This is a genomic window from Paenibacillus sp. 01T47 (assembly GCF_056398245.1).
Window position 1 is genome coordinate 407,087 of record NZ_JBFTPA010000002.1, and the last position, 13,534, is coordinate 420,620.

The following is a 13,534-nucleotide window of genomic DNA, read 5'->3' on the forward strand; positions in this document are numbered from 1 at the left end:
TCCTCCTGTTGATCCTTTTTTCACCTAATGATACCCTGTCATGGTTCTGTGTCAAGATGGGAAACGTAACAACGAGGGATTTACTACTTTACGAACATAAAGGAGAATGTCTGTTATGCTTCCAAAACGAATAGCTGCAATGCTTCTTGCTTGCTGCTCGATTTTCCTGTTTGCCAACTTCGCTTCTGCTCATCAAGCACTTAGCGGCGCTCCTAACCCAGAAACAGGGCTTAAGCCAGTTCAAGTATTCGATGTAGCCGCCGGTAAAGTAACAAAGACAATCCCAAATGACGCCAAATATCAAGAGATGGCTTCTTCATGGGTTGGTTCCATCACTGGTCTTGCTCCACAAATGACAAATGATTCAAGCTGCAGCTATGTGTATCGTGTTCCTCTTGAGAAGGCCGTTACCATCAAAGCAAATGACGTTTCCGTTTCATCCGATGATCTTTTTCTCTTTTATTGTAAGGAAAAGCCTCCTCTCTTGCTCGTGTTTGATGAGAAGCGCAGACCTTTTTTATTCCTGTTCAAAGCCGATATTAAACCCTTTATTGACAGGGTAGGCATTCCGGCTGCATAACCAGCCGCTTCTCATCTCCCGCTATTCATGCTACATTAAAGCTATTGCCTAAATAGATAGCGATTTTGTCATGTGGAGTGTGAGGTATGGAAACACAAATCGGTCAACACCTTATTCAACCTGCGGAACGGATGAATGTACTTCCGACGCAATTTTTTGCCAAGCTGGTCGCCAAAGCAAATGCTCAAACGGCCAAAGGACGCGATGTCATCAATTTGGGACAAGGCAATCCGGATCAACCGACTCCTCCCCATATTGTTGCGAAGCTACAGGAAGCTGCCGCTAATCCGTTGTACCATAAATATCCACCCTTTAGCGGCTACCCTTTTCTAAAGGAAGCCGTGGCGAAGCGGTACAAAGAGGATTATAACGTAGATATAGATCCCACAACTGAAGTCGCTATCCTCTTCGGAGGAAAAACTGGCCTTGTCGAAATTAGCCAATGCCTGCTTAATCCCGGCGATGTCTGTCTCGTGCCGGACCCTGGTTATCCTGACTATTGGTCTGGGGTGGCGCTTGCAGGTGCCGAGATGTCATTTATGCCATTAACAGAACAAAACAGCTATTTGCCAGACTATAACGCCATAAGTCCAGAAATAGCCGAGCGCGCAAAGCTAATGTTCATGAATTATCCGAACAATCCAACAGGTGCTGTTGCTAATGCGGAATTTTATGCACAAACGGTGGAATACGCAAAAAAGCACGGTATCGTTGTTGCAAGTGATTTCGCCTATGGCGCAATTGGCTTCGATGATAATCAACCGATCAGCTTCTTGCAGACGCCAGGCGCGAAAGAAGTAGGCGTTGAGTTTTATACCCTATCCAAAACTTATAACATGGCTGGCTGGCGTGTTGGCTTTGCGATCGGAAATGCTCAAATCGTCAAGCTAATCAATTTAATCCAAGATCATTATTATTGCAGCCTATTCGGTGGCATTCAGGAAGCAGCCGCACTTGCACTGACGGGGCCACAGCAATGTGTCGCTGAACTTACAGCAATGTACGAAAGCCGTCGCAATGCCCTGTTTACTGCCCTTGACCGAATTGGTTGGAAAGCCGCTCGACCAGGAGGATCTTTTTTCTGCTGGCTGCCTGTACCTGAAGGCTATACATCTGAATCTTTTGCGGACCTTCTGCTTTATGAGGCTGATGTTGTTGTCGCTCCAGGCGTTGGGTTTGGTACCCATGGTGAAGGCTTTGTTCGGCTTGGTCTTCTTACAAGTGAAGAACGCCTGCAAGAAGCGATTGAACGGATTGGAAAACTAAATTTATTTTAGAATATATCCGCCATTTACCTTGCTTTACAGCAGCATGGGATCGTGATATGCTTGTAGGAATTGAACATGAAACGTGATGACGGGACAATTAAGCAAGATGGGTCGCGATCAGAGAGTAAATTCCATGGGCTGCAAGAATTTACCGAAGGCCGCTTGCTGAACCTACCTCCGAGCGGCCGGCTATGAACCGGACAGCGCCTTCTGTTATAGGCTTAAGCTGGATAATTCTATTTAAGGATTATCAACAAAGGTGGTACCGCGGAAGCAAAGACTTTCGTCCTTTATGGACGAAAGTCTTTTTTGTTGTCACCAAACAAGCATAGGATGGGATTAATGATGACGGAACGTATTGTCGTAAAGATTGGCAGCAGCTCGCTTACCTCGGAAGAAGGCGGTCTAAACCGCGAGCGTATTCAATATTTCGCATCAGAGCTCGCTTCCTTGCATAAAAAAGGAAATGGCGTGATGCTCGTAACTTCAGGTGCTGTTGCAGCTGGCTTTCGTCAAATCGGTTATGCTGCAAAGCCAAAAATCGTTCATGAAAAACAAGCAGCCGCTGCTGTAGGGCAAGCACTGCTTATGCAAGCCTATCAAGAAGCCTTCAACGGTTATGGCATAGTAGCTGCACAAATTTTGCTTACGCGTGCGGATTTCTCCAATCGCCGCCGCATTCAAAATGCACTTATGACAATCGAAGAGCTTCTGCGGCTTGGCATCATACCGATTATTAACGAAAACGATACGGTGGCAACCGACGAGCTTGTTCCTAAATTCGGTGATAACGACAGCTTATCAGCGCTTGTCGCTGCGATGACGAAAGCTTCACAGCTGATCATCATTACCGATATGGACGGCTTATACACAGAGGACCCTCGTAAAAATCCGCAAGCGGTCAAGATCGAGCGCGTCGATCAAATATCTGAAGATATTATGAAGCTCGCAGGCGGAGCTGGCTCTTCCGTCGGAACAGGCGGCATGCGTTCCAAAATCGAAGCAGCACGCATCGCCATGCGCGGCGGCGTACATGCTTTTATCGGTAAGGTGCAGCAAGAAGGCGATCTGAAGCTAGCTGTGGAAGGCAATGGCCGCGGTACATATTTTGATACGAAGCTGAATAGCCTTCCGATGAAGAAGCAATGGCTTGGCTTTCACTCTATGCCGCTAGGCAAGGTTTTTGTAGATGAAGGCGCTGTTCAAGCCTTGCTGGAAGGCGGCAAAAGCCTCCTCCCTGCCGGCGTAAAAGAAATTCAAGGCGATTTCCATTCCGGAGATGTCGTCGAAGTCATTAATCCACAAGGCCAAACCATTGGCAGAGGCGTTGTCAATTATGCAGCATGGCAAATTCAAGCTGTGGCTGGCCTTACTACTGAAGAAGTTAAACGTAGAGTCGATGTATCCCGTATCGAATTTATTCATCGAGACGAATGGATTACATTAAAATAATAAGGGGGATTCCGCTATGATCAGTGAAGTGAGAACAAAAGCAACTTTAGCTCAAGATGCAACTGCCATTATGAATCGTTTGTCCACAGAACAAAAAAATACGGCTCTATCTCGTATGGCTGATGCATTAATCGCCGAGACTAACGCAATTATTACTGCAAATGAGCTTGACCTGCAGCGAGGTCGCGAGCAAGGCACAAGCCCTTCCATGCTCGATCGCCTTGCTTTAAATAAAGATCGTGTAGCATCCATTGCTGAGGGACTTAGACAAATTGTTGAGCTTCCGGACCCTGTTGGTGAGCTGCTTGAGCATTTCGATCGTCCTAACGGACTTAAAGTAAATAAGATCAGAGTTCCAATCGGCGTCATTGGCATGATCTATGAAGCTCGTCCCAATGTTACTGTCGATGCGGCTGGCTTATGTTTAAAAACTGGCAACTGCGTCGTGCTTCGCGGCGGATCAGCTGCTATCGAGTCAAATCGTAAAATCGTAGAGGTATTAAAAAATGCACTTTCAGATACGGCAATGCCAGCTGATGCCATTCAGTTAATAGAGGATTCAGATCGTGCCTCGGTTAACGAAATGCTGAAGCTTAATGGCTTGCTTGATGTTGTCATTCCTCGTGGAGGCGCATCGCTTATTCGAAATGTCGTTGAAAATGCCACTGTACCGGTCATCGAAACAGGAGCTGGTATTTGCCATACCTTCATAGATGCCAGCGCTGACTATACGATGGCTGTCGAGATTGCCTTTAACGCCAAAGTACAACGGCCATCGGTTTGCAACTCCATGGAAACCTTGCTCGTTCACGAAGCTTTTGCAGAGCAGCATTTGGCTGCACTTGCTGATCGTTTTGTTCAAGCTGGCGTTGAGCTCCGCGGCTGCGAAAGAACGGCTTCCCTTCTCACAGGCATTAAACCGGCAACTGATGAGGACTATAGTACAGAATACAATGATTATATTATGAATATCCGCGTCGTTTCAGATCTTGACGCCGCGCTTGCGCATATCCGCCGTTTCAGTACAAAACATTCCGAATGTATTGTGACCGAAAACTCCGAAAACGCTGAGCGATTTATTCAAGATGTTGATGCGGCTGCCGTTTATCATAACGCCTCTACTCGCTTTACCGACGGATTTGAATTCGGGTTTGGAGCTGAAATCGGCATTAGTACACAAAAGCTTCATGCACGCGGTCCAATGGGTTTGCCTGCATTGACGTCTACTAAATATCTTGTTTATGGAACTGGACAAATACGAGGCTAACAGGACGAATTCAGTCCAATATCAATGGAACAACGGAGGAATACTTCATGACACAGCTTACACAAACAGCAATTGCCAGTCAGCAAATTTGCTTCTATGGTGCCGGATCGATGGCGGAAGCCATTGCGCGAGGTCTAATTAACAAAAACCTCATTGCACCTAATCAGATTTCAATGCTCAATCGACAAAATAAAGATCGACTCTCTGAGCTAAATGAGCTATACGGTATACAAACCATCGTGCAAGGCTCCTCTAATGAAGCTTATTTAAAAGAGGCAGACATTATTTTTCTAGCCATGAAACCTAAGGATGCTGCTGAAGCGATCGCATCCATTAAGCCGTTCATTTCCTCTAAACAGCTTATTATATCGGTCATTGCCGGGTTATCGATCAAAGCAATCGAGCAGCTGCTTGGTGGGCAGGCTTCCGTCGTACGTGCGATGCCGAACACATCCAGCACAATTGGTCTAGGAGCAACTGGAATTAGTTATTCAAATATTGTGACTACTTCGCAAAAAGCACTTACAGAAGCGATTTTCAGCTCTGTTGGCATTAATGCAATCGTAGACGAGTCACTCCAGCAAGCTGTCACAGGCGTGTCTGGCAGCGGCCCAGCTTATGTCTATTACTTTATGGAGTCGATGATCGATACCGCAATCCAACTAGGCTTTTCGGAGACAGCAGCAAAGGAGCTTGTCGTTCAGACGGTTCTTGGCGCAGCGGAAATGGTTCGTCATACCGGCGAAGAGCCAGCAGAGCTGCGCCGCAAGGTCACATCGCCAAATGGGACGACGCAGGCAGCTCTTGAGCTGATGGCCGAAAATCATTTTTCAGAAACAATCAAGAAAGCTATCCATCGCTCAGCAGAACGTGCAGGCGAGCTTGGAGAAGCTATCGAGAGGAGCATTAACGAATGATTGGAGTTTGTATCGCAACGTATCGTTCTTATGATGATCGAGCGGATTTCAATAAAAAGGCACTTTCGATCGCTGTTGGCTTAACCGTCGGCAGCTGGACTGAGCTTCCTGAAGCGCAAAAGGCGAATATGGAAAAGCATCTTGGAAAAGTATTGTCCGTTACTGTCCATGAGCCCGAAAATGCATTGCCCGGTGAGCGCTATGCCGACATGCGAATTGCTTATCCAGACATCAACTTCAGCCGTGACCTCCCTGCTTTGCTAGTAACTGTATTCGGCAAGCTGTCCATGGACGGCAAAATCAAGCTTATGGATCTCGACGTTTCTGAAGATTTTGCATCTGCTTTCCCAGGTCCTAAGTTTGGACTAAACGGTGTTCGCGATTTGCTTGGCGTACATGATCGCCCGCTGCTAATGAGTATTTTCAAATCCGTTGTCGGATACGATCTAGCCAATCTTCAAGATCAGTTCTACAAGCAAGCGCTTGGCGGTGTGGACTTAATCAAGGATGATGAAATCCTATTTGAGAATCCACTTACCCCTCTGGAGAAACGTGTCGAAGCTTGTTTGGATGCAGCGCGTCGCGCTGAAGCAGAGACCGGCCAAAAGCTGCTTTACGCCGTTAACTTGACAGGGCCTACCTCAGCTCTTGCTGCGAATGCTCGAAAAGCGATTGACGCCGGCGCCAACGCGCTTTTATTTAACGTTCTTGCTTATGGCTATGATGTGCTTCATGAGCTTAGCAGTGACAAATCCATTAATATCCCTATAGCAGCTCACCCTGCAATGGCTGGAGCGATGTACCCATCGCCTCATTATGGCATTAGCGCTTCTCTTCTTCTTGGGAAGTTAATGCGTCTTGCAGGTGCCGATCTTGTGCTCTTCCCTTCACCTTACGGCTCGGTTGTTATGCCAAAGGAAGAGAATTTAGCAGTTAAGGAAGCTTTGCTTGCGCCGCTTCACGGGCTGAGGACGAGCTTCCCTGTACCATCGGCGGGCATTCATCCTGGACTAGTACCTCTCATTCTAAAAGATTTCGGTACCGACGTGGTTGTAAATGCTGGCGGCGGTATTCATGGTCATGCCATGGGAACTGCAGCTGGCGGACAAGCATTCCGTCAAGCGATTACTGCAACATTAAATGGAGTACCTCTTCGCAATGCCGCTGAGCAACCGGGCAATGAAGCGCTGTTGGCAGCAATTGAAGCATGGGGGATCAAAGAATAATGACTGAAATGAATACAACTAAGAAACGCATCGTGTTTTGTGATTTTGATGGAACGATTACCGTTAATGACAACATTATCGCAATTATTAAACATTTTAATCCAGCAGGCTGGGAAAACATTGCAGAGCGAACGATTGCGCAAGAGATTTCAATTATGGATGGCGTTGGACAAATGTTCCGCCTCCTTCCTGCTTCTATGCAGAAAGAAGTTATCGATTTCAGCATTTCCAATGTACGCATTCGTGAAGGCTTCGCTGAATTTCTAAACTATTGCAAAGAGCAGCAGATTGATTTTTACGTAACTAGCGGCGGCATTGATTTTTTTGTTTATCCTATTCTTGAAGCTTTCGACATACCAAAAGATCATATTTATTGCAACGGCAGTGATTTCAGCGATGAGCAAATTGAGATTTTGTGGCCAAATCCGTGTGATGCTCATTGCACCAACAACTGCGGCATGTGTAAAACGACCATTATGCGTCGTTTCCCTGAAGAGCAATACGAGCGCATCATTATAGGCGACAGCGTAACCGACTTTGAAGGCGCTAAGCTTGCTGATATCGTCTATTCCCGCTCCCACCTTACGGTGAAATGCAAGGAGCTCGGACTGCCACATCACGAATACGAAACATTCCACGATATTATCAACACTATGAATGCTGAAAGGAAGTCAACAAAATGAGTTTTGAGCAAATTGCTTTAGAAGACAAGCAGCGCGCTTTATCTGATCTTCGCGACGTTAAGGAGCTGTTCGCTTCACGCGGCTGGTTCCCTGGCACCAGCGGCAATTTATCGATCCGTGTAGGCGACTATAACCCCGACGAATTTCAATTCGCTATTACGGCAAGCGGTAAGGACAAAACGATTCATACACCAGAGGATTATTTATTTGTTGATCAAGATGGCAAGCCATGCGAAACAACACGCTTAAAACCATCCGCTGAAACACTGATCCATTGTGAAATTTACAAATTAACTGGGGCTGGCGCTATTTTCCACGTGCATACCGTATTTAACAGCGTAATCTCAGAGTATTTCTGGGATCGCAAGTCTGTGCCGGTAGATGGCGTTGAACTGATCAAAGGGTTTAACATTTGGGACGAGGAAGCACACATTGATATTCCAATCGTTTCGAACTTCGCACATATCCCTTCTATCGTACCGGAAATAACGGAGCGTATCGTGAAAAACATTCCTGGCATCGTGCTGCGCAAGCATGGCATTTACGCTTGGGGAGCAAACGCATTTGAGGCAAAACGCCACCTTGAAGCATTTGAATTTATTTTTGAATATGTATATCGTTTGGAATTGCTGCAGCGTGGTAAAGCTTAAGCATTTTCCAGCTTGATCATTTCATTTTTTAGAAGGACTTTCTCCCGCTTCAGCACTTTTTATGTTTCAAAGCGCTGATTAGCGGGAGATTTTCCAGCTAGATTATAACCCATCTAAAAACATGACCATCAAAATGATAACTCTTCCTGAATGATATGTAATCTTCGCTCTTCCCCTTCCCGATCAACTGTTATTGGATAACTGTTCCAGCAGCATACTCCCGCCTTTCTCTCGACGTTTCATTAATCCAAACCATTAACTCATTTTTGCTAATATAAAATTTCTCACCAACTTTTATGTAGGGGAACATAACGCCAGAAAAGGACCCTGCTGTAGTCAGCTGAATTTGCTCTGTATGAATGATTTGTTTAATTTCATTTTCCGATAAATGCAAATAATTTGCTGCCTCTTCTATCGTTAGCAAAGGTTTTTCCACGCTTATCGTAACGTCGGACTGCTCTTTATTAGGCACGTCGTTTTTCTCCATAAACATACAACCCACTATAAAAGATACTCCGAGAATAAAGCTTGCTGCTATCATTGATTTACCGTTTGAAATAACCATCTTCCTCCTTCGTTGTAAACACACTCACTCTTTTCCATAATAAAAATAAACTTGTCCCGCAGTCTCTGATATCCGTTCGTTTTTAAAATAAATGCCAGAAGCATCATCTATCCCATAACCCGTTGACAAGTTGGTTTTGGAAAGTGCAGCCAATAAGTTCTTTTCTTCATCCCATTTTGAAAAATGTGCACTAATGACGCAATGATTTATTAATCCAAGACCTTTGAGGAAAAGGTGCTCATTCGCTCTGTTGTCGATGGGTGGAATTACACATACATTAGGACTGATTAAGGCGCCAGCCGAAAAACCTGCAACTGGCACGCCTTCTGTGTATAATGCTTTTATTATTGTGCCGAGCTTTGTTTCCACGATATAATCTCGATAAAGCTCAGTATCACCACCGCTTATAATCACTCCTGTAGCTGATTGAAGCTGTTCCAATAAATCGGTTGATGGTGATGCATCCAAGGTGAAATACACAAACTGATCAATATCATGAAAACCTATTTGATCGGTATATTTCGTCATGTATTCTTGCCAACCTTCTTGCTCAATAAATAAGATAACTACTTTGCTTAACCCTTTTGATGCCAGAGCTCCAAATTTTTTTGCTAAGCTTTCATTGAACGGCGCTCCACCACCAAACAAAAATAAATGTTTATCTGACATAAATATCCTCCTTGTAGTTAATGCTTCAGCGGGATTTAGTCGAATCACTTTTATCGTAACCTAACTATAAACTATTTTTTAAATGTTTTACCATATTTATCTGCTTATATGAGTAAACTCGGAACAATTTGTTGTCTATAACCATCATGTTAAATTCCTCATTTAACATAAAAAACGGAGTCAACTATATTGACTTTAACGTAACGTAAACGTTCATAATGGCAAGAGGAGGTGGCTCTATTGAAGGTGCATGAAGCTGCAAAACAACTCGGTGTCACGCCGCGTACACTTCGTTTTTATGAAGAAAAAGGTCTAATTCATCCATATAAAGCAATAGAGAATAAATATCGCGACTATTCCATTGAGGACGTCATTCGGCTCCGCTGGATCATATCGCTAAGAGAATTGGGCTTATCCGTATCTGCAATACAGGATGCTCTAAACGTGATCAATGAACCGGACGCTTTTATTCGAAGTGTGGATGGCACTCGTGCATTGCTGTATGAGCAATGGATCACAGCAACAAAAGCGCTGCAAGCGCTTGATGAAACGATTTCAGCATGGCACAAAAAAGGAGCAGCTGAATTGACACATGCAGAGCTGGCCGCTGAAGAAATTAAACAAAATCGGCTATCGCGAGCCTCTTGGAGCGATCAATGGAATTACGATGAGATAGCGATTCAGCACGGATATAAAGCACCTATCATTACACTTAGCGGTATTCTTTCGGAGGAGCAATACAATATGGCACTGCTGCGAACCGTTGAATGGCTTGATCCGCGGTTTGATGAGCTTGGCTTAGAAATAGGAGCAGGCAGCGGCAATCTCTCCAGCATGCTAGCTGCGGCCGGCACGAAGCTTACGGTTGTCGAGCAATCGACTGAAATGCTCTCGATCATAAGAGAAAGGCTCCCTGCCATTGATGCAAAACAAGGCAATTTGCTCGCACTGCCTCTCGCCCCATCCAGTTATTCTTTTATAGGCTGCAGCTTTGCTATGCATCACTTGAATCGTTCACAACAGCTTCTGGCACTAGAAGAAATGGACCGCGTTTTAATAAATGGGGGACGGCTTGTGATTACGGGGTTAATGGATGAGGACGTGGTTGACGATGATAAAATACATTCTGAAGAGATAAAAACAAAGCTTGCCATACCGCCTAACTGGCATCTTTCCTCTGTATCCGAACATCTGAACTGGTTCAACAAACGTGGATATTCCACTGTCATCAACCGGCTTACCCCATATGTTGGTTTACTCTACGCGATCAAACCTTAGCTATATATAATAATGTGACCCTTTTACATAAAAAAAAGAGCTAAGCCGCATGGCTTAGCCTCTTCCTCCACGAAATTTTTGCGCATGTGCGCGAGCCTCGTCTGCATTCGTTACTCGATTGCGGCTCCACTCGATAAGTATCCGATCAATATAACGCAAGCTAAGCTTACCCGCAAAGACGGCTTCTTTAAGAGCAAAACGAATAATTTCGTCTGTATATCGATCATGATCAAGCCAGCCTGTAATCGTCTCGCATTCTATCGGAGATAATAAGCGTCCAAACTCTTGCTCGAATACACTGAATAAGTCCGATGATGGCGCCGCTTGCTGCTTGAATGGCTGACGCTCTGCCTTCCGCGATTCACGCTTCTGCTCCGCGGTTAACGCAGCTGCCTTAAGCAGCCAGCCTGTCCAGTTATAACGCTCTGACTGCATCCCCGTAGAACTGTCAACGTACTCGTCAATTGTAAGAAAATCTTCTTTCATCAGCCGGCCAAGGGATTGTCCAACTTCTCTAACACTCAGGCCCATCCGCTCAGCCAATTGTTCTGGCGTCGGGAAATCATTCATGTCCGCTTCCATATAAACCATGATTTGCAGGAGCAGCATCGCTTCTGTATCCGACAATTCCAGCTGGCGGTAAGTTCGCAGCAGCATCGCCGACACATAAACGCCGCCTTCCTGCAACGCAGCAGCCATACCATGCGAGTAAGCTTTCCATATCTCGTTGTTCACTGCCAGCTGCCTCCTATACGACTACGCCTGTGCAGACGTATCCTTTTGCTTAACTAAGTTATACGTGTCTCTTGCGATGAGGAGCTCCTCATTCGTAGGAACAACTAAAACTTTAATGCGTGAGCTGTCCGTCGTAATCTCACGAATATCTTTGCGACGCTCTGAGTTGCGCTCTTCATCTAGCTCAATACCCAAGAATGAAATGCCCTCGCATATCGCTTTGCGTAGAGCGACAGAATTTTCTCCTACTCCAGCAGTGAACACAATCGTATCTACACCGTTCATCGCCGCGGCATATGCGCCAATATATTTTCTAACTCGGTAAGCATACATATCAAAAGCAAGCTTTGCGTTTTTATCGCCTTCAAGCATCGCCTCTGTTACCTCGCGCATATCGCTGCTAATACCGGAAATAGCCAGCATACCGCTATGTTTGTTCAGCATAGAATTTACTTCATTTAAAGTCAATTCCTCTTTGTTCATTACAAATGGCACGATCGCTGGATCAATATCTCCGCTCCGGGTACCCATCATAAGACCTTCAAGTGGAGTCATTCCCATACTTGTATCAAAGGACTTGCCGTTCAAAATGGCTGTACAGCTTGCGCCGTTTCCGATGTGGCAAGTAATCATTTTGATTGATTCCAATGGTTTTTGCAAATACTCGGCTGCATGTGCGCTCACATAGGAATGAGACGTGCCATGAAAACCATATCTGCGAACCTTGTGACGACGGTATAGCACAGTAGGAATTGGATATAAATACGATGTGTTCGGCATGCTTTGATGGAATGCTGTATCGAATACTACCGCTTGAGGTACATCAGGCAAATTTGTTTCTACCGCCAAAATACCCATCATATGCGCTGGGTTATGAAGCGGCGCCAAATCAAACAATCGACGAATCTCGAGCTTAACCTCTTGTGTTACAAGCACTGAACTGCTAAATGCCTCGCCGCCATGAACGATACGATGGCCTACAGCTTCGATTTCGTCCAGATTAGCGATCGCTCCGAACTCCGGGTTGGTAAGCATATTGATAACCTGCTTAACAGCAGCAACATGATCCAATATTTCACTAACTTTACGAACCTCGGGCTTGTCAACTGGTTCATGAGTAACAATCGAAGAATCCATTCCGATCCGTTCCACGCGTCCGCTTGCCAGAACTGATTCGTCACGCATGTTGTAAAGCTGATATTTTAAAGAGGAACTTCCTGCATTAATTACGAGTACTTTCATTTAAATCCGATCCCCATCCGTATCATATTTGAAGAAGCCGATTCCTGATTTGGCTCCGAGATGTCCAGCGCGCACCATTTTTTTCAGCACGATCGAAGGACGGTATTTCAGCTCGCCATACTCGCGGAACATTCTCTCAAGGGCTGCCAACACGGAATCAAGACCGAAACGATCACACATCTCGAAAGGTCCATGCTGGAAGGAATAGCCGATACGCATAGCGCTGTCAATATCCTCAGCCGACGCGACCCCTTCCTCGAGTACATGCAAGGCTTCGTTAATAAATAAGCAAATGAGTCGTGTAGTTACGAAACCAGGAGATTCAAATACCATAACTCCTTTTTTGTTAATAACCTCTTCCACAAAATGTTTCGTACGTATAAATGTTTCCTCTGACGTCTTCAGACCACGAACAATTTCCACGAGATCAATCTTGGATACTGGATAAATAAAATGCATGCCAATTACGCGGCTCGGCTGCTTCGTAAAGCTTGCTAGCTCAGTTAAGCTTAGAGTAGATGTATTGCTCGCTAAAATAACATTTGGACCGCAAATTTGATCAATTTGTTCAAATACAGCTTTTTTCAATTCCAAATCTTCAGTTATCGTTTCAATAACAAGCTCACAATCCGCTAACTTCTCGTAGCTTGTTGTCGCCTCTATTCTATTCATAATCAGCTTCTTCTCGGAATTCGTGAGCGCCCACTTCTCGATTTGTTTATCCAAGCTTACTTCAATCATTTGTTTACCATAATCTAGGCGATCGTCCGAACGCTCGATAATGATAACATCCAATCCTTTGGAGGCCAGCATTTCCGCGATCCCTTGACCCATCGTGCCTACTCCTACAACTCCAACTGTTTTGATATGCAATGTATTAGCTCCTTTAGTGTGGGGAGAATTCTTCTTAAAACATAATAGAAGTTTTCTCTGCAAAGATAGTTCAATCTTATTATAACGAATTTCATCAAAAAAAGAAGGCGGACGACAACTCCGCCTTCA

At 45.0% G+C, this 13,534-nt stretch carries 14 protein-coding genes; 9 read left to right on the forward strand and 5 right to left on the reverse strand.

Features of this window, described 5'->3' with window-relative positions:
• Positions 1 to 115 precede the first annotated feature (115 nt).
• The 8 genes from AC1DOV_RS05855 to mtnB all read left to right on the forward strand — a co-directional run bounded on the left by AC1DOV_RS05855 (position 116) and on the right by mtnB (position 8,043).
• Positions 116 to 580 carry a hypothetical protein gene (locus AC1DOV_RS05855; protein WP_441875358.1) on the forward strand — a complete coding sequence of 155 codons (465 nt, stop codon included), beginning with the start codon at positions 116 to 118 and terminating at the stop codon, positions 578 to 580.
• 86 nt (positions 581 to 666) lie between these two features.
• The gene (locus AC1DOV_RS05860; protein WP_477549417.1) at positions 667 to 1,857 is read left to right on the forward strand and encodes an aminotransferase class I/II-fold pyridoxal phosphate-dependent enzyme; all 1,191 of its coding nucleotides are present in this window, start codon (positions 667 to 669) and stop codon (positions 1,855 to 1,857) included.
• A 336-nt stretch (positions 1,858 to 2,193) separates the two neighbouring features.
• A complete protein-coding gene (gene proB, locus AC1DOV_RS05865; protein WP_441875353.1) occupies positions 2,194 to 3,300 on the forward strand; it encodes a glutamate 5-kinase in 1,107 nt (368 codons plus the stop codon).
• A 16-nt stretch (positions 3,301 to 3,316) separates the two neighbouring features.
• The gene (locus AC1DOV_RS05870) at positions 3,317 to 4,567 is read left to right on the forward strand and encodes a glutamate-5-semialdehyde dehydrogenase (protein WP_339202837.1); all 1,251 of its coding nucleotides are present in this window, start codon (positions 3,317 to 3,319) and stop codon (positions 4,565 to 4,567) included.
• A 47-nt stretch (positions 4,568 to 4,614) separates the two neighbouring features.
• Positions 4,615 to 5,484, forward strand: a complete 870-nt coding sequence (gene proC, locus AC1DOV_RS05875; RefSeq protein WP_477549418.1) for a pyrroline-5-carboxylate reductase — start codon at positions 4,615 to 4,617, stop codon at positions 5,482 to 5,484.
• Positions 5,481 to 6,710, forward strand: coding sequence for a 2,3-diketo-5-methylthiopentyl-1-phosphate enolase (locus AC1DOV_RS05880; protein WP_477549419.1), 1,230 nt, complete (start codon positions 5,481 to 5,483; stop codon positions 6,708 to 6,710). Before proC ends, AC1DOV_RS05880 begins: the two co-directional genes overlap by 4 nt.
• Before the next feature lie 8 nt (positions 6,711 to 6,718).
• Positions 6,719 to 7,393, forward strand: coding sequence for a 2-hydroxy-3-keto-5-methylthiopentenyl-1-phosphate phosphatase (locus AC1DOV_RS05885; RefSeq protein WP_441875581.1), 675 nt, complete (start codon positions 6,719 to 6,721; stop codon positions 7,391 to 7,393).
• Positions 7,390 to 8,043, forward strand: coding sequence for a methylthioribulose 1-phosphate dehydratase (mtnB, locus tag AC1DOV_RS05890; protein ID WP_441875344.1), 654 nt, complete (start codon positions 7,390 to 7,392; stop codon positions 8,041 to 8,043). The genes AC1DOV_RS05885 and mtnB overlap by 4 nt, the downstream gene beginning before the upstream one ends.
• Positions 8,044 to 8,233: 190 nt before the next feature.
• On the opposite strand, the gene AC1DOV_RS05895 is transcribed toward mtnB, so the two are convergent.
• Positions 8,234 to 8,608: a helix-turn-helix domain-containing protein gene (locus tag AC1DOV_RS05895; protein WP_477549420.1), complete on the reverse strand. Its 375-nt coding sequence runs from the start codon at positions 8,606 to 8,608 to the stop codon at positions 8,234 to 8,236.
• A gap of 24 nt (positions 8,609 to 8,632) precedes the next feature.
• On the reverse strand, positions 8,633 to 9,277 hold the full coding sequence (locus AC1DOV_RS05900) for a Type 1 glutamine amidotransferase-like domain-containing protein (RefSeq protein WP_477549421.1): 645 nt from the start codon (positions 9,275 to 9,277) through the stop codon (positions 8,633 to 8,635).
• 246 nt (positions 9,278 to 9,523) lie between these two features.
• Here AC1DOV_RS05900 and AC1DOV_RS05905 point away from each other — a divergent pair, with 246 nt between their 5' ends.
• Positions 9,524 to 10,555: a MerR family transcriptional regulator gene (locus tag AC1DOV_RS05905; RefSeq protein WP_477549599.1), complete on the forward strand. Its 1,032-nt coding sequence runs from the start codon at positions 9,524 to 9,526 to the stop codon at positions 10,553 to 10,555.
• A gap of 54 nt (positions 10,556 to 10,609) precedes the next feature.
• Here AC1DOV_RS05905 and AC1DOV_RS05910 read toward each other — a convergent pair whose 3' ends face one another.
• From AC1DOV_RS05910 to AC1DOV_RS05920, 3 genes are read right to left on the reverse strand one after another with little or no spacing between them, the layout of a single operon-like run.
• Positions 10,610 to 11,290 (reverse strand): DnaD domain protein, encoded by a 681-nt coding sequence (locus tag AC1DOV_RS05910; RefSeq protein ID WP_477549422.1) that lies wholly within the window; start codon positions 11,288 to 11,290, stop codon positions 10,610 to 10,612.
• Between the two features lie 21 nt (positions 11,291 to 11,311).
• A complete protein-coding gene (locus AC1DOV_RS05915) occupies positions 11,312 to 12,532 on the reverse strand; it encodes an acetate kinase (protein ID WP_477549423.1) in 1,221 nt (406 codons plus the stop codon).
• Entirely contained in the window at positions 12,533 to 13,468 is a 936-nt protein-coding gene (locus tag AC1DOV_RS05920) for a 3-hydroxyacyl-CoA dehydrogenase family protein (protein ID WP_477509626.1), read from the reverse strand. It lies immediately after the preceding gene.
• Between the last annotated feature and the right edge of the window lie 66 nt (positions 13,469 to 13,534).